This window comes from Enterococcus sp. AZ062 (assembly GCF_051715065.1).
Taxonomy (GTDB): Bacteria; Bacillota; Bacilli; order Lactobacillales; family Enterococcaceae; genus Enterococcus_B; species Enterococcus_B mundtii.
In genome coordinates this window covers 855,584-871,805 of the sequence record NZ_JBIOTB010000001.1, presented here as the reverse complement: position 1 = coordinate 871,805, position 16,222 = coordinate 855,584, and the positions used below count along the sequence as shown (strand labels likewise).

Sequence of the window (16,222 nt, the reverse complement as noted above, 5' to 3'; positions counted from 1 at the left end):
ATTCTCTCCTTTAAACTCGTCATTTATTTAAAAAATAGTTGATCTAAAAATCCTGAAAAAATCAATAAGCTAGCACATACTGCTTGAAACGTCATGAAAACAGAAAATGCGTGGGTCAAGCGATTGGAAGGAAGTTTTTTCTTCCGTTTTTTCTTATAGCGAATCCATGCATCTGTCACACAAATCAGCGTTGCATGATAGATACCATACAAAATGTAGTACCATGTCAAACCGTGCCAGACACCCATCAATAGAAACAATGCAAAGTATCCGATATTTGACGTCACGATCTTACTCTTGAACAATTTTTTCTTCATCAAGAAGAACATCAACCGCATATACACGTAATCTCTGAACCAGAAGGACAAAGACATATGCCAACGATTCCAGAACTCTTTGATGTTCCAAGCTAAAAATGGTTTGTTGAAATTGATCGGGGTATCATAGCCCATCAAATAACTCGTACCAACTGCAAACAAACTATAGCCAGCAAAATCGAAAAAGAGATACAAACTATAGACATACATGTAACCCAATAGCCACCATGAGATTCCGCCATGAGCCAAGGCACCTTTTGATACGATGGGTAACAGTACCTGTCCGAGATAATGACCGATGATGAATTTGTATAAAAAACCCATAAACAAATGATGGACCCCTTTTTCCAACATTTCCAGATATTGTTCCTTTGTTGGTGGTTGGAGCTGATCTTTTTCAAATCTTCGATAACGATCGATTGGTCCTGAAGAAATGGTTGGAAAAAACAACAAGAACTGAATATAACGGTAAGGATGATAGGTTTTGATCATACCGTCTCTCATTTCCATGATCATTTGTACCGATTTGAATGTTAAATAGGAAATACCCAGAAAACTAAGCAGTGATCCCTTACCAGATGTTAGAAATGGTGTGACTTTCGTAATCGCTAAAGGTAGAATTGCTAGAACTACCGCTAGATAAAACCATACACTCTGATTTCTTTTTTTTCGATAAGTGAAATAACACCAAACAAGTATACTTTGCCAGACCACATAGCCAATCAAAGCAAGCCCTTGTTGCCAATACGTTCCTCCAAAACTGATGAACAAGAAAAAGAAAGTTACAAGAACTTGATAAGTTCCTAAACGTTTCTGGAAAAATAGTAGAGAAAAAATGATTGGCGCTAACGCGAAACTCAGTAATAGAAAATAATACGGCTCCGCATAAGGAATCATATGTGGGAGACTCATCACCTATTCACCTCAGCTGTCAATGCTTTTCGATCAATTTTCCCATTGTTCGTTTGTGGCAATTGGTCAATAAACGCCACTTTTTGTGGGATCATATAGTCCATTAGAAAATCGGTCAACCTTTGTTTGATCGAACGTATCAACTGATAGTTAGTATCCGGAATCGCTTGGTTCAGTACAACAAACGCCACTAATTGTTGGACTTTCGACCCTTGATATTTGGGAACAACGATTGCTTGATTGATTCGTTCATCTTTAAGCAACGCATGTTCAATATCACCTAATTCAATGCGGTAGCCATGTAATTTCACCTGTTGATCGATTCTTCCTTCAATAAAAAGCAAACCGTCCTCTGCTAAATATCCTGCATCTCCTGTTCGATAGTTTTGATGCCCAGTTACTTGAAAGAACACTTCCTTCGTTTTTTCAGGATTGTTCAAATAGCCTTTTGACACGCTAGGACCAGTAATCAAAATCTCGCCACGATCACTTTCGCCATTTTTCAAAATGGATACGGTCGTATCGGACTTGACATAGCCAATTGGTAATCGTTCATACGTAGCCAATACTTCTCTTGTGATCAATATACTAGAAATGGCTACTGTCGCTTCTGTCGGCCCATACGTATTGAAAATTTTTGCTGAAGGAAACCGTTCGAGTAACGCTTGCGCCGTTTTCTTCGTCAATTCCTCGCCACAGAAAATGAACGTAGTCAGCTCTGGTAAATGCCCCTCGTCAAATGATGCGTCCATCAAGCAAATATCGACAAACGAAGGAGTCGATACCCAGATATCCAGTTTTAATTGTGGTAAAATAGCAAATAATTTTTGAAAATCTTGGACGTTTTCCTTGAATAAAGGCTTGATGATCCCACCAGAAACTAATGCTGGATACAAAGTGAACACAGATAAATCAAAAGAAAAAGGTGCTTGTGCTAAAAAAGCTTGTCCCTCTTTGATTGGAAAGTCGCGCAAGACCCAATCGACAAAGCTCACCAAGTTATCATGACTGATTTGCACGCCTTTGGGTTCTCCTGTGGTGCCCGAAGTAAAAATAAGATAAAAATTTTCATCACCTTTCACTGCATGCTCAAATGGATAACCAACTATTGAGGCGATGATCGAGCGTAAACAATCTTTTTGGATGATTGGTATATCTGTCTCAATCTCCCAGTCACTTAAACTAATGATCATACTAGGCTGTGCGACACGTAAAATCGCTTCGATCCGTTCCTTCGGTGTTTGGGCATCAATCGGTAGATACGCATGTCCTGCTTTCACTACGCCCAAGAATGATACCACCATCTCAAACTCTAGATTGCCGAACACGACGATTGGCCCCTTCGTAGTCAAACGCTTCTCTAAGTAATAGCCTAATGCATCTGAGGAGTGCTTCAGTTCTTGATATGTGTGTTGCTCCTCTGCTGTCTGATATGCGATTCTATCTGGGTCTGCTATTCCCCAAAAATCGATCGCAGCCACGATTCCTTTTTTCTTCATCGTTTCCCTCCTAGAATTCGTTATATATAAATGTTCCACCTTGAATATTTTTGTAATGATACAAATAAATGAGTAATAATAGTATCGTCGAATAAACAAGGGTTCGAAGCATAAAAGTTCGCCAATATCGAACCTGTGGTTGCTGCCACCATTGTTTCATCTCTTTTTCCTCCTATTTAGATCCTTAGTCAAATTCTACTCATTCTATCCACAAAAAAACATTTGTTTTACTAACAGAATGCGCTTTACAGCTAACAGTTTTGTCACTAACTAAAGAGAACAAAAAAAGAGCCGTACGAAAATAAATTCGTACAACTCGATTCTGTCCTTCGTTCAGCTAGAATAAGATCCCCTTTTTGCTCTATTTTTCTTATTCCTCAATGATCCGACAATATAAACGACTAGTCATAAAGTAAAAGAGTAGGTAAATGACGATCAATAAGCCACAAACAAAGTATGCCAACCAATAGTCTGCCCCTTCTACATATTGAGAAAACACATTGATGGCAAATACAGCATGAGTGATGCCCAAAATCATTGGTGGAAAAAACATCAACGCATTTTGTTTATAGATCATCCGATTTGTTTTACGTTGAGCAATCCCTAATTTTGTCAGCAATTGATAATTGGTTCGTTCAATTTCAGCTTCGGATAATTGCCGAACCATCAAGATACTACCAGTTGCAATGATCACGATCATCCCCACAAAAAGGGCAACAAAGATATTGATTCCAATTTGACGATCAGTGGCACGCAGTCTAGGATAGCGAGCATTATAATTCAAACGTGAAGCTTGACCTGTCAATTTATTTTCTGAGTATTCACTTTCCTCTGCTTTAGAAGCATCGGTATGGATCGTCCCAACTATCCCTTGATCGGTGATCTCATAACTATAATAAATCGTGTGGTTCCAATTAGTAGCTACTTCTTCATTTAATCGTTCGGTCAATTTTTCTTGATTGCCACCAGTTACATTCCAATTGATGATCTGAAAGTCTAATCCAGTTACACGGTCAAAGATCGCTTGATCAACGACCAAGGTCGGTCCATAATAGGTCATATCTTCATCTCCCAGAAATCCCGGAAGCACCTGTTGGATCAATAGTTCTTGCTGACCAGGTAGATGGATCTTTTTCCCGTAACTAGAAAAATTACGAAACATCGATTCTATTGCATCTAACATGACTGTATGATTTTTTCCTGTAAGTTTGATTTCTGGCAGACTAGGTTTGATTTTGCGAAAAGCGTGATACTCTTTTTCAGAAATCAAATTGACTGGCTTGATCTCATTGCCGGCAGATACCGAACCAATGCTCAAGTCATAATAGCTACCTACTACTTTGTAATGAAAAACGAATTCATCAGTGATCTTCTGATTTTCTTCTGCTAAGATCGGTCGAAGTTTGTTTGCCGTCTGAGTATCTAATTGATAAGAAACAGGAGCAGCAATCTCTTCACGATGTGCAATGAGTGTCGATATACCAGTCATCCCTCCGATCATTGCCAAAGATAGACCGATAACTAATGTGATTAACGAATTCATTCGCCAACTTTTTAAAAGATGGATCTGTGTGTTCCCAATCAATAAAAAATTGGTTCCTCGATACTTGAATCTCGAATCGCTCAACAAATGGAGCAACAAGCGAAAAGAATAACAAAAGAACAGATAGGTTCCTAATAAACAAACAAAAAATATCGAAAATGGGAAAGCAATCATTAATCCTAGATTTACCTTTTTTTCAAATAGCTGACTAATCGTTTCTCTAAAGTTCCATGCGGCGAAATAGCTACTAGAAATCATCAATAGACCGATTACGCCTAATAAACGATGCCTTGTGCGAATACGCAACATTGAACTTTCCACTTGTTCTCTTTCCCCAAAACTACGATTCATGGGATAACTCCAAATCTTCCATAGTGAATAAAGAGAAACTGCTGAAAGAATCACAAAAAATACCACGACGGTTTCAACAATGGACGGGATAGAAATAAAAAAACGACTAGTAATATCCATCTTCATCATTCGTACTAAAATCATTTGAAACAATTTTGAAAAAATACTTCCCAATAAAATACCTAACATACAAGCAAAAAAACCAATAGTCATCGTTTCCAACACATAGATCGATGAAATCTGGAATTTACTGATTCCAAACAATTGATAGATCCCAATTTCTTTTTGTCTCCGATTGAGAAAGAAACGATTAGCACTGAGTACGAAAAAGAGTAAAACAACGGTAATGATCCAACTACCAAGCTTTAAAATAGTATCTATCGAAACATCTTGACTTGCCCTTCGAATCAGTGATTGGTCATAGGTCATCGCGCTAAAAGAGTAATAGATCATCGTCGATAAGGTCAAACTGAAGAAATAGACAAGGTAGCCCCTCGATTGTTTAAAAAAACTTTTTGCGGCTAGTTTATAAAGCATTGATTTTACCGCCTCCTCCAATCGTCGCCTGCATGTCGATGACTTTTTCAAAGAATTCTTTTCTCGTTCCTCGGCGGATCACTTCTGAAAAAATCACACCATCTTTGATAAATAAAATACGATTGCAATAACTAGCTGTATAAGGATCATGTGTCACTAATAAGATCGTTGATTTTTCGACTTCGTTGACTGTTTTTAAATAATTCAACAATTCTGTTGCTGATTTTGAATCCAATGATCCCGTTGGTTCGTCTGCGAAGATCACCTCTGGTTCTACTACTAAAGCTCTAGCTGCCGCAATCCGTTGTCTTTGTCCAACTGACATTTCATCAGGATAACGTTTTAGTAATTCTTCGATCCCTAAAAGCTGGGCAACATGTAAAACTCTTCGGTCCATTTCATCTTTTGCCATATTTTCAATAGCCAAAGGAAGTAAAATATTATCTTTACCATTCAATGTATCGATAAGATTGAACGTTTGAAAGATAAAGCCAATTTTTTTTCGTCTGAAATCACTCAATTCATGTTTTTTCATTTTTGTGATTTCATTCCCTTGGATCATCACACTACCCATCGTTGGTAAATTGATCGTTGATAAGATATTCATCAGAGTAGTTTTTCCAGCCCCACTTGGCCCCATGATCCCAATAAACTCTCCTTCTTCAACTGAAAAAGAAACATTGTCTAACACCTTGACCGGTGATTTACTACTTCCATAACTTTTACTTAGATGTTTTACTTCGATTATTTTACTCATGCTAATCCTCCACCTTTATCCTTAATTGAATAGTAGCACATCCTTTCACTTTTTTCCCTTTTGATTTTGTCACCTGACCACTCGAAAAATTTATCCATGAAATTTTTTTATTCAATTTTTTTATTCAAAAAAAAATAATTCGTATTTTCCAAAAGCTGATACCATACGTTTTCACTTTTTTTCACAAGATAATATACACCATATATAGTATACTCATTCAATTATACAGCGATAAAACACTATATGTAGCAGATAATTAGTTGCTCCTTTCTTCAATTTGTTTTATGATAGACAAGAACTATTTTTGTAGGAGCTGAAGAAAATGAAACGAACAGATCAAGAAATGGCTGTACTAGAAAAACAGCCTGAAACTAAAAAAATGACTGTCATCAAACGCGACGGACGCGAGGTACCATTTGATGAACAGAAAATAAATGCCGCACTGATCAAAGCAGAAAAGAAAATTCACGGTTCCTTATCTCCTATTACGTACGAAAAGATCCAATCAATCGCAGAACTTGTGATCAAAGAAATCAAAGATCGCTTCGCAAATAACGTAAAAATCTATGAGATCCAAAATATCGTTGAACATATTTTGTTAGAAAAAAACGAATATGCCTTAGCAGAAGAATATATCCACTATCGAACAAAACGTGATTTTGCTCGTAGTAAGGCAACAGACATCAACTTTTCGATTGAGAAACTGATCAATAAAGACCAAAGTGTTGTCAATGAAAATGCGAACAAGGATAGTAATGTGTTCAATACACAGCGTGACTTGACTGCTGGGATCGTTGGGAAATCGATTGGGCTAAAATTACTCCCGCCGCATATTGCCAACGCACATCAAAAAGGCGATATCCATTATCATGATCTCGATTATCATCCGTATACACCAATGACAAATTGCTGTTTGATCGACTTCAAAGGTATGTTGAACAACGGATTTAAAATTGGGAATGCAGAAGTCGAATCACCAAAATCGATCCAAACAGCAACGGCACAGATCTCACAGATCATTGCCAATGTTGCATCTAGCCAATATGGCGGATGTTCTGCCGATCGTACAGATGAATTGCTTGCTCCTTTTGCACAATTAAATTACAAAAAGCATTTAATTGATGCCAAAGAATGGATCGACACACCCGAACGTCAAGAAGCCTATGCAAAAGCCAAAACAAAAAAAGATATTTTTGATGCCATGCAAAGTTTAGAATATGAGATCAATACACTTTTCACTTCCAACGGACAAACGCCTTTTACTTCACTTGGCTTCGGTCTAGGTAAAAATTGGTTTGAACGAGAAATCCAAAAAGCGATTTTACAAATCCGGATCAATGGATTAGGAAGTGAAAAACGGACAGCAATCTTCCCTAAATTGATATTTACACTAAAAGACGGAATCAATCTGAAACCCACTGATCCAAACTACGACATCAAACAATTAGCATTAGAATGTGCCACAAAAAGAATGTATCCAGATATTCTAAACTATGACAAGATCGTTGAATTGACAGGAAGCTTCAAAGTACCAATGGGCTGTCGCTCCTTCTTACAAGGTTGGAAAGACGAGAACGGTGAAGAAGTGAATGTCGGAAGAATGAATCTAGGTGTGGTTACATTGAACTTGCCACGGATCGCCTTGGAAGCAGATGGTGACCAAGAAAAATTCTGGCAATTACTTTCAGATCGCTTGTCGATCATGAAAGATGCATTAGTTTATCGTGTCGAACGTTGTAAAGAAGCGATTCCTGCAAATGCACCGATCCTTTATATGTATGGTGCCTTCGGTAAACGACTATCTCGTACAGACGCCGTAGACGAATTATTTAAAAATCGTCGAGCAACTGTTTCATTAGGCTACATTGGACTTTATGAAGTCGCTGCTTCTTTCTTTGGCGGTGAGTGGGAAAATAATGCTGAAGCTAAAGACTTCACTCTGGATATCGTGAAAAAACTAAAAGCCAATGCAGACGCTTGGGGGAATGAATATGGCTATCACTTCAGCGTATACTCCACGCCAAGTGAAAGCTTGACTGATCGTTTTTGTCGTTTAGATACAGAGAAATTCGGTATCGTTGAAAATATCACAGATAAAGAATATTACACTAATAGTTTCCACTATGATGTGCGTAAAAATCCAACGCCATTTGAAAAACTTGAATTTGAAAAAGACTATCCAAAATACTGTTCTGGTGGCTTTATCCATTACTGTGAATATCCAGTCTTGCAACAAAACCCTAAGGCATTAGAAGCTGTTTGGGACTTTGCCTATGACAAAGTAGGCTATTTAGGAACCAATACGCCGATCGATCATTGCTATCAATGTGGTTTTGAAGGAGATTTCCAACCAACTGAACGTGGCTTTGAATGCCCAGAATGCGGCAATCACGATCCAAAATCATGTGACGTAGTCAAACGAACATGCGGCTATCTAGGAAACCCACAAGCCCGCCCAATGGTCCACGGCAGACACAAAGAAATCTCATCACGCGTGAAACATATGAAGTAAGGTTGTGAGAAAAGCGTCCTGACCTGAGCAGTAAGAGGGGAAATCAGAAAATAGCTTCTCATATTTTTTGATTTTTCAGCTTAATGTTGAAGGTCAGCTTTTCGAACACCGTAGATAAGGTTGTGAAAGAAGCGTTTAGCACTGAGTAATAAGACAGAAAAATCAAAAATGGCTGTTTCATTTTAGATTTTTTTGACTTATTACCGAAGTGTTGCTTCTTGAACACCGTGGATGAGGTTGTGAGAAAAGCGTCCTGACCTGAGCAGTAAGATGGGGAATCAGAAAATAGCTTCTCATATTTTTTGATTTTTCAGCTTAATGTTGAAGGTCAGCTTTTCGAACACCGTAGATAAGGTTGTGAGAAAGCCGTTCAGCTTCAAGTAATAAGACAGAAGATGGGAAAATAGTTTTCTATATTTTTTCATCTTTTGACTTATTATCGTAGGAATTGGCTTTCGAACACTGTAGATAAGGTTGTGAGACAACCGTCCAACTCCAAGTCATACGAGAGATAGTACCCCTTCTTCTGGCTATTTTCTTATGTCTCCTACGACCTTCAAGAATTTTTTATAACGGATACCATTTTATAATGAAAGAAGTTTTACTATGAGAAATCCTAAACCTAAAGAATGGCTGGCTCAAGATTATAGTCATGACTATATTGCCGATTATAAACCGTTCAACTTTGTGGATGGCGAAGGTGTTCGTAATAGCTTATATGTAAGTGGCTGTTTATTTGCCTGTGAAGGTTGTTTTAACAAAGCCGCTCAGAATTTCCGTTACGGCAAACCATTCACTGCTGAACTGGAAGAACAAATCATGGCTGATCTACGCAATGATTACGTCCAAGGATTGACACTCTTAGGCGGTGAACCTTTTTTGAATACGAATGTTTGCCTACGTGTAGTCGATCGAATCCGGCAAGAATTTGGTCACAGCAAAGACATCTGGTCTTGGACCGGTTATACCTTCGATGAATTATTACAAGATTCGGAAGATAAACTAGAACTGCTCTCGAAAATCGATATTCTTGTTGATGGCCGTTTTGAATGGTCAAAAAGAGATTTCAAATTACAATTTCGTGGAAGCAGCAATCAGCGCATCATTGACGTGCAACGATCGCTTGCTGAAAAACAAGTCGTCATCTGGGAAAAATGTACAGATGCTACGCAAACATATGAACAAATAAAAAAACAAGAACTGATTTAACTACACTCAGTTTTGCTTGAACACAATAAAGAATGCTCCATCTAAAAGGCCAAGACAGAAGTGAATTTCGCTTTTGTCTCAAAGTCTAAGATGGAGCATTCTTTATTCTATTTCTGATTCTATCGCTTGCGTTTCCCACAAAGGCAACACAATATTCTCGTAAGTCATCGGATCTAAATTCGTCAGTGTGATACCTAATAAACGAATCCCTTTCTCTATCCCTAAAATCTCTTCCCATATCAGACTCGCTTGATAAAACAGCGCTTCTTTTTTATAAACATATTCTGGTAATGTCACTCGCTTCGTTACTGTAGAATAATCGGTATAACGGACCTTCAAGACAACTGTTTTTCCATGTTTCTGAACACGTCGGAGAGACTCTTCTACTTTCTCAGCTAGCTGACGTAATTGACCTAAAACTTCTTCTTCTGTTCTTAGTGGTTGTCCATACGTATGCTCTTTTCCGACTGACTTACGCTCGCGGGTGACATTGACCGGCGAATCATGGATACCTCGTACTTTTCGATACAACGAATACCCCATTTTACCAAACTGTTGGATCAACATCATTTCACTGCATTTATACAGATCTTCTCCTGTAAAAATACCTAATTCATGCATTTTAGGAACAGTTTTCTTGCCGACACCATGAAATTTTTCGATTGGTAATGCTTTTAAGAAATCGACTGCTTCTTCGGGGGTGACGACCGTCATTCCTTTAGGTTTTTGAAAATCTGATGCAAGTTTCGCTAAAAATTTATTATAGCTGACACCAGCCGAACAAGTCAGATGCACCGTTTGCCAAATATCAAGTTGGATCATGCGGGCGATCTTGATCGCTGATTTACAATTGATTTTATTATTCGTGACGTCTAAATAAGCTTCATCAATACTAACTGGTTCGACTAAGTCTGTATAGCGATAAAAAATCTCCCTGACTTCTTTTGATATCGCACTATATTTTTGGTGGTCTCCCGGTTTGAAAATCGCTTCTGGACAAAGTTCATAGGCTTTTTGGGCACTCATTGCTGAATGAATACCGAACTTACGTGCTTCATAGTTAGCTGTTGTCACTACCCCACGCCCACCAGTATCACTCGGATGTCTGGCGATCACTAAGGGTTTACCACGAAGTTCAGGGTGATCTCGTTCTTCAACGGATGCAAAAAAGGCATCCATATCGATATGGATGATTTTTCTTGACGTATCATTATGTAAAGGAAACTGTAATTCCATCAGACTCACCCCACTATCATTATACACGAACTTTTGTTCCCTTTCAAGTTAGGAGATTAGTTTTTCAAAGAAGCTGTACCTCGTCCTTAATTGATTCTAAGAAAAAAATCGTTCAAAAGACTGTTCACCACAGCAATCTTCTGAACGATTTTTTTCATGAAAAGTTAATCATCCAATTCATGGAACTGACGATAAACTTCTTGTTTTTTTATTCCGTTTTTGACTGCAATCGTTTTGATTGCCACGTTAGTTTTTTCTCCTTGCTCAATCAATTGTTGTACCTGTTCTTTTAACGTACCTTGAAGTTGTTCACTTGGTACGACCTCTTCGTTACTTCCCTCAACAAGTAAACAGCATTCTCCCTTGATCGGCTGTTTTTCTAAATAAGCAAGTAATTCTTCAATGTCTCCGCGTAAATATTCTTCATGGATCTTCGTCAATTCTCGACAAAGCACAACTTGACGATTACCGAACACTTCTAACATATTAATCAACGTTGCGGCCACGCGATAAGGTGATTCATAAAAAATCAATGTTGCTGTTTGATTGCGCAACGATTCCAACATTGTTTTTTGTTCTTTTTTCTTTCTAGGTAAAAAACCATGAAATAAAAATGGCTGCGGTACGAGACCTGAAGCAATCAATGCAGTCATTCCTGCGGTAGGTCCTGGCAATGCAACGACTGGAATATCTTCCTTGATACAAGCAACGACAAGCTCATGTCCAGGATCACTGATAGATGGCATGCCTGCATCACTCACTTGTGCTATCGATTTTCCTTCTTTTAGCCAGTCGATCAATTGAGGAATACGTTCTTTATAATTATGTTCGTGTAAACTTTTTTGGGCAGTTTGGATCTCGAAATGATTCAATAGCTTTTGTGTATTGCGTGTATCCTCACTTGCGATCAAATCCGCTTCTTGTAATGTGCGCACACTGCGAACAGTCATATCCTCCAAATTTCCGATCGGTGTTGGAACGAGGTAAAGTGTGCCAAACACGTGATTTCCTTTAAAGCTCTTTTGGTTATACATATGATTCTCCTTCTCAAACAGAGTAAAGGAAGCTACTCTAATTAAAAAATTTATCCTGGTAGTTCAACGACGAATACCGCAAAACAAGAATGCTTTGCGGTATTCGTTGACCGTGATAGAAGCCACTAGATCCTTTGATTTAGCGTCCACTTTCTCGATAGATCACTTCTAAACAGAACGCACAAGGTTCATCATTTTCACGTCTTGAACCATACAAATCATAACAAACATGAAATCCTTCTTCATAAATCTTTTCAAGATTCATTCGGGATTTTGATAGTTCCTGTTTGGCATTTTCAGCTGGAGCTTGCGCCACTTGGTTCAATTCACGAAGATGTTCGCGTAGTCGTTGATTTTCCATCTCTAAGGTGGTATTTTTCTCAACGATCTCATGCAGTGCATGTTTCATCTCTACTAATTCAGTCAATGTATTTCGTAACTCTGACTCCAATTGGTTCAACCCATCATATAATGATCTCTTATCCATTCATCTCACCTACTTGGATGAAATTTTTTAGTTCATCCCATTCATATTCAACAGGATTCTCCCGTCCGTTCAGTCGCACACTAACTAAGCGACTAAGCAGATTCAATCCTACGACTTTCCCTTTACCATCAGGAGTTTCAAGTGTTTTCCCAAAGTCAGGGAGTTCTTTTTTTGCGGCTTCATATGCTTCACTTTCATACTGTAGACAGCACATCAAGCGACCACACAAGCCAGAAATTTTAGTTGGGTTCAGTGATAATCCTTGTTCTTTTGCCATTTTGATCGAAACAGGCACAAAATCTCCTAAGAAAGAAGAACAACAGAGTGGTCGCCCACAAGGCCCGATACTTCCGATCATCTTCGCCTCATCCCGAACACCGATTTGTTTCAATTCGATCCTTGTACGAAAAACGGCCGCCAAATCTTTCACTAATTCACGAAAATCAATACGTCCATCTGCCGCAAAATAAAAAGTCAATTTGCTTCGATCAAAAGTATATTCAACTTGGACGATTTTCATTTCTAGTTTTCGATCTCTAATTTTTTCTTTCGCAATCAAAAAAGCTTTTTTTGCATCTTCTTCATTTTTGTTGCTTTTTTTAAGCTCAGCAGTTGTTGCTTTATGCAAAATGGGATTGATGGTTTCAGGTAAATCTTCCAGATCAATATCTCTTTTGGGAATAGCAACCGTTGCGATATGTAAAGTTTGCTGAGACTCGACTAACACTTTATCATTGTATGCATATTCTGAATCTCCGGGTGTAAAATAATAGACATGACCAGCATCTCTATAACGGACACCTACTACTTCTACCATTTGTGGCCTCCTTGATTACGCAAAATATAAATTGACAAATCAAAAAATCGTTTGTAATACAAATTGCTCAGCGACGGCTTGAAAACTCACATTGCTACGCAGTTTTTGTTCTGCTAACAAAATACGTTCAATCGTTTGATTCAGCCGTTTGACTTTACCATACTCCCCAGATGTTATCGCCTGTTTTTGAGCTTCCTGATAATAATACATTAAAATTGAAAAACCAGTAAATTGTTGATTTTTTTCTTTAAATACTTTCACCAATCGTTTTTGGACATAGATAAAGGCTTGTGTATCTCTTTTATCCAAGTAGACAAACCATTGATAAATCAAGTCCTTAGCCTCATTAAACCATTCATCTTCTGAGATTTCAACTGCTTTTCCTAAACTGTTTGTCAAGAATGACAAAAGTTTTGCTTTTTCCGCAGAAATTTGCTGATCTTGTAATTTTTTAATCAATGAATCCTTTGACAATTCTTGGAAATGCAAGGTTTGACAACGAGATTGGATCGTAGGTAAGATCCGACCAATGGCTTCCGTTTCTAAAATCGCTAGAAAATCACCAGGTGGTTCTTCTAAAAATTTCAATAAACTATTGGCCGCACTCGCATTCATTTTTTCTGCTTCCTGGATCAAGAATACTTTTTTCCTTGATTCATATCCGCTACGACTAAACTCTGTCTGTAAGCGCCGGATCTGATCGACCTTGATCGACTGACCATCGGGTGCAAGAACGAGTACATCTGGATGTTCTTGATTTTGGATCCGTTGACAATTATTGCATCTGCCACAAGGTTGTTGGTTGTTCATCTTCGTACAATATAAATGTTGTGCTAACCAAATGCCTACCTCATGCTTTCCTGTACCTTTTTCACCTTCAAAAAGATAAGCATGAGCGAGACGCCCATGCTCAAAACTTCGTTGAAGTTGTTGATACACGAGAGGTTGCATTTGCGCAAGTATGTTTTCTTGAGCCATAGTTCCTCCTAGAAATGGTGGAATCCTTCAACTGGTAAGACAAAGACTGTTGCTCCGCCCACTTCTACTTCTACAGGATAAGGAACGCCACCGTCCATTGAAATATCTAACGTTACTGGAGTAGAAACAAATTGTTTTCTTGACTCACACGTTTTTTTGATGATTTCTAATGCTTCTTCGACGCGATCGTCCTCGATACCAACGATAAATGTACTGTTTCCCGCTTTAAGGAAACCACCAGTAGAAGATAATTTAGTCGCACGAATGTTTGCATCGATCAATTCATTGGACAAACGGTTGCTATCTTTATCTTGAATGATTGCTAAAATGATTTTCATTTACGTTCACCTTCCTGACTTTCAAAATATTGTGGAAATTGGTTGATAATTGCGTGGTAACTCAATTGTAACACTTCTTCAAAACTATTTCTTGCATCGATCTTATGGATGCGGTCTGGATGCTCCTCTACCAATTTCAAATAGGCATGACGGACACGCTGGTGGAACTCTAATCCTTCTGAATCTAAGCGATCGATTTGATTCTGGCGATTTTTAGCGATTCGACGTAATCCTGTGTCAGAATCCACATCAAGATAAAGAGTAAAATCAGGAGTCGTTCCTTCTGTAGCAAATTCATTCAGTTCAGCAATCTCGTTTACGCCGATCCGACGACCTGCACCTTGATAGGCCAACGAACTATCGACAAAACGATCACACAAAACGATTTTCCCACTCGAAAGTGCAGGTAAAACTTTTTCGACTAAGTGTTGTCTTCGAGCAGCTGCGTATAATAAACTTTCTGTTCGCTCGTCCATGCGATCATTTTTCGGATCAAGGATCACTGCACGAATCTGTTCAGCAATTGGTATCCCACCTGGTTCTCGAGTTTGAATGATCTCTGTTTTTGCTACTTGTTGTAAAAGAGGAAATAGTTCTTTGATGATACTCGTTTTACCTGCACCATCAGGTCCCTCGATCGTAATAAATAAGCCGTTCACACTTGTTCCTCCATCTCTTCTCTTGCTTTTCTATTGTATCTGAAAATCTTTGTCGATCAAACTAACGCGATCAGACTGGTGTCAAAAAATCATAGTTCACGTCTGCCTTCGACCGCTTTCATTAAAGTCACCTCATCTGCATATTCGATATCGGAACCAACAGATAAGCCATGAGCTAACCGTGTGACTTTGATCCCAGCAGGCTTGATCAATCGTGAAAGGTAGATTGCAGTTGCTTCTCCTTCAGTGGTCGCATTCGTTGCGATGATCACTTCTTGGACCTCTGCATCATGCAAGCGTTGTAAGAGAGGAGGAATATTGATATCTTCTGGACCCGTGCCTTCCATTGGTGACAATACACCATGTAGCACATGGTACAAGCCACGATACTCACGCATCTTCTCCATCGCCATGACATCTTTTGGTTCTTCAACGACTAAAATGATACCACGATCTCTCGATGGATCTTTACAGATCTCACAAGGATCTTCTTCTGTGATATTTCCGCAAATACTACAAAAATGTAGATCACGTTTGACGCTCAATAAAGCTTTGGCAAATTCATTGACCACTTCATCCTTCATATCGATCGTATAAAAAGCTAGTCTTGTCGCTGTTTTTTGACCAATACCTGGAAGTCTCATATAACTGTCGATCAGTTTGGCAATTGGTTCTGGATATTGCATGTTCATTTCCCCTTCAGGAAAATTTAAAAGGGTAAGCCCTTAGTGTATTTTCCCATTGTTTTTTCTGATTCTGTATCGATTTTTTCTAATACGTCATTGACAGCCATCACGATCAAATCTTGTAGCATTTCTGTATCTTCTGGGTCAACTACTTCATCATTGATCTGGATATCTTTCATTCGACGATTACCAGTAAAAACGACTTTGACTAAGTCATTCGTAGAACTGCCAGTAAATTCTGTTTCATTTAGTTTTTCTTGGGCTTCGCCCATTTCTTTTTGCATTTTTTGGACTTGTTTCATCATCCCTTGCATATTTCCCATTCCGCGCATCATTAGTATCGCTCTCCT

At 38.5% G+C, this 16,222-nt stretch carries 16 protein-coding genes; 2 read left to right on the top strand and 14 right to left on the bottom strand.

The annotated features are described in order from the left end of the window. Positions 1-23: 23 nt before the first annotated feature. From dltB to IGJ00_RS04050, 5 genes are all read right to left on the bottom strand, one after another. Positions 24-1,229 carry a D-alanyl-lipoteichoic acid biosynthesis protein DltB gene (dltB, locus tag IGJ00_RS04070; RefSeq protein WP_065096695.1) on the bottom strand — a complete coding sequence of 402 codons (1,206 nt, stop codon included), beginning with the start codon at positions 1,227-1,229 and terminating at the stop codon, positions 24-26. Next, a complete protein-coding gene (gene dltA, locus IGJ00_RS04065) occupies positions 1,229-2,728 on the bottom strand; it encodes a D-alanine--poly(phosphoribitol) ligase subunit DltA (protein WP_065096696.1) in 1,500 nt (499 codons plus the stop codon). The genes dltB and dltA overlap by 1 nt, the downstream gene beginning before the upstream one ends. A 10-nt stretch (positions 2,729-2,738) precedes the next feature. Continuing rightward, the gene (locus IGJ00_RS04060) at positions 2,739-2,888 is read right to left on the bottom strand and encodes a teichoic acid D-Ala incorporation-associated protein DltX (protein WP_010736035.1); all 150 of its coding nucleotides are present in this window, start codon (positions 2,886-2,888) and stop codon (positions 2,739-2,741) included. A gap of 210 nt (positions 2,889-3,098) precedes the next feature. After that, positions 3,099-5,159 carry an ABC transporter permease gene (locus IGJ00_RS04055; RefSeq protein ID WP_074800139.1) on the bottom strand — a complete coding sequence of 687 codons (2,061 nt, stop codon included), beginning with the start codon at positions 5,157-5,159 and terminating at the stop codon, positions 3,099-3,101. Next, on the bottom strand, positions 5,149-5,916 hold the full coding sequence (locus IGJ00_RS04050) for an ABC transporter ATP-binding protein (RefSeq protein WP_071866992.1): 768 nt from the start codon (positions 5,914-5,916) through the stop codon (positions 5,149-5,151). Before IGJ00_RS04050 ends, IGJ00_RS04055 begins: the two co-directional genes overlap by 11 nt. Positions 5,917-6,238: 322 nt before the next feature. Here IGJ00_RS04050 and nrdD point away from each other — a divergent pair, with 322 nt between their 5' ends. Together nrdD and nrdG are read left to right on the top strand one after the other, a co-directional pair. After that, the gene (nrdD, locus tag IGJ00_RS04045) at positions 6,239-8,428 is read left to right on the top strand and encodes an anaerobic ribonucleoside-triphosphate reductase (protein ID WP_019723769.1); all 2,190 of its coding nucleotides are present in this window, start codon (positions 6,239-6,241) and stop codon (positions 8,426-8,428) included. Between the two features lie 606 nt (positions 8,429-9,034). Further along, positions 9,035-9,637: an anaerobic ribonucleoside-triphosphate reductase activating protein gene (gene nrdG, locus IGJ00_RS04040; protein WP_071866994.1), complete on the top strand. Its 603-nt coding sequence runs from the start codon at positions 9,035-9,037 to the stop codon at positions 9,635-9,637. Between the two features lie 102 nt (positions 9,638-9,739). Here nrdG and dinB read toward each other — a convergent pair whose 3' ends face one another. The 9 genes from dinB to IGJ00_RS03995 all read right to left on the bottom strand — a co-directional run bounded on the left by dinB (position 9,740) and on the right by IGJ00_RS03995 (position 16,207). Further along, positions 9,740-10,876, bottom strand: a complete 1,137-nt coding sequence (dinB, locus tag IGJ00_RS04035) for a DNA polymerase IV (protein WP_177187677.1) — start codon at positions 10,874-10,876, stop codon at positions 9,740-9,742. 161 nt (positions 10,877-11,037) lie between these two features. After that, on the bottom strand, positions 11,038-11,907 hold the full coding sequence (gene rsmI / locus IGJ00_RS04030; RefSeq protein ID WP_272018098.1) for a 16S rRNA (cytidine(1402)-2'-O)-methyltransferase: 870 nt from the start codon (positions 11,905-11,907) through the stop codon (positions 11,038-11,040). Between the two features lie 139 nt (positions 11,908-12,046). Continuing rightward, positions 12,047-12,394, bottom strand: coding sequence for a DNA replication initiation control protein YabA (locus tag IGJ00_RS04025; RefSeq protein ID WP_010736045.1), 348 nt, complete (start codon positions 12,392-12,394; stop codon positions 12,047-12,049). Continuing rightward, a complete protein-coding gene (locus tag IGJ00_RS04020) occupies positions 12,387-13,211 on the bottom strand; it encodes a PSP1 domain-containing protein (protein WP_071866997.1) in 825 nt (274 codons plus the stop codon). The genes IGJ00_RS04025 and IGJ00_RS04020 overlap by 8 nt, the downstream gene beginning before the upstream one ends. A 39-nt stretch (positions 13,212-13,250) precedes the next feature. Further along, positions 13,251-14,189: a DNA polymerase III subunit delta' gene (gene holB, locus IGJ00_RS04015; protein ID WP_438844142.1), complete on the bottom strand. Its 939-nt coding sequence runs from the start codon at positions 14,187-14,189 to the stop codon at positions 13,251-13,253. 8 nt (positions 14,190-14,197) lie between these two features. Beyond that, positions 14,198-14,527 (bottom strand): cyclic-di-AMP receptor, encoded by a 330-nt coding sequence (locus tag IGJ00_RS04010; protein ID WP_010736048.1) that lies wholly within the window; start codon positions 14,525-14,527, stop codon positions 14,198-14,200. Then, positions 14,524-15,186 (bottom strand): dTMP kinase, encoded by a 663-nt coding sequence (gene tmk, locus IGJ00_RS04005; RefSeq protein WP_071866999.1) that lies wholly within the window; start codon positions 15,184-15,186, stop codon positions 14,524-14,526. The genes IGJ00_RS04010 and tmk overlap by 4 nt, the downstream gene beginning before the upstream one ends. A gap of 89 nt (positions 15,187-15,275) precedes the next feature. Then, on the bottom strand, positions 15,276-15,872 hold the full coding sequence (gene recR / locus IGJ00_RS04000) for a recombination mediator RecR (protein WP_019722633.1): 597 nt from the start codon (positions 15,870-15,872) through the stop codon (positions 15,276-15,278). A 23-nt stretch (positions 15,873-15,895) separates the two neighbouring features. After that, on the bottom strand, positions 15,896-16,207 hold the full coding sequence (locus tag IGJ00_RS03995; protein WP_010736051.1) for a YbaB/EbfC family nucleoid-associated protein: 312 nt from the start codon (positions 16,205-16,207) through the stop codon (positions 15,896-15,898). Between the last annotated feature and the right edge of the window lie 15 nt (positions 16,208-16,222).

Bases quoted from the DNA above. Each gene is read 5' to 3' on its own strand.
- dltB (WP_065096695.1), bottom strand. From the start codon at position 1,229: ATGAGTCTCCCACATATGATTCCTTATGCGGAGCCGTATTATTTTCTA.
- dltA (WP_065096696.1), bottom strand. From the start codon at position 2,728: ATGAAGAAAAAAGGAATCGTGGCTGCGATCGATTTTTGGGGAATAGCA.
- IGJ00_RS04060 (WP_010736035.1), bottom strand. From the start codon at position 2,888: ATGAAACAATGGTGGCAGCAACCACAGGTTCGATATTGGCGAACTTTT.
- IGJ00_RS04055 (WP_074800139.1), bottom strand. From the start codon at position 5,159: ATGCTTTATAAACTAGCCGCAAAAAGTTTTTTTAAACAATCGAGGGGC.
- IGJ00_RS04050 (WP_071866992.1), bottom strand. From the start codon at position 5,916: ATGAGTAAAATAATCGAAGTAAAACATCTAAGTAAAAGTTATGGAAGT.
- nrdD (WP_019723769.1), top strand. From the start codon at position 6,239: ATGAAACGAACAGATCAAGAAATGGCTGTACTAGAAAAACAGCCTGAA.
- nrdG (WP_071866994.1), top strand. From the start codon at position 9,035: ATGAGAAATCCTAAACCTAAAGAATGGCTGGCTCAAGATTATAGTCAT.
- rsmI (WP_272018098.1), bottom strand. From the start codon at position 11,907: ATGTATAACCAAAAGAGCTTTAAAGGAAATCACGTGTTTGGCACACTT.
- IGJ00_RS04025 (WP_010736045.1), bottom strand. From the start codon at position 12,394: ATGGATAAGAGATCATTATATGATGGGTTGAACCAATTGGAGTCAGAG.
- IGJ00_RS04020 (WP_071866997.1), bottom strand. From the start codon at position 13,211: ATGGTAGAAGTAGTAGGTGTCCGTTATAGAGATGCTGGTCATGTCTAT.
- holB (WP_438844142.1), bottom strand. From the start codon at position 14,189: ATGGCTCAAGAAAACATACTTGCGCAAATGCAACCTCTCGTGTATCAA.
- IGJ00_RS04010 (WP_010736048.1), bottom strand. From the start codon at position 14,527: ATGAAAATCATTTTAGCAATCATTCAAGATAAAGATAGCAACCGTTTG.
- recR (WP_019722633.1), bottom strand. From the start codon at position 15,872: ATGCAATATCCAGAACCAATTGCCAAACTGATCGACAGTTATATGAGA.
- IGJ00_RS03995 (WP_010736051.1), bottom strand. From the start codon at position 16,207: ATGATGCGCGGAATGGGAAATATGCAAGGGATGATGAAACAAGTCCAA.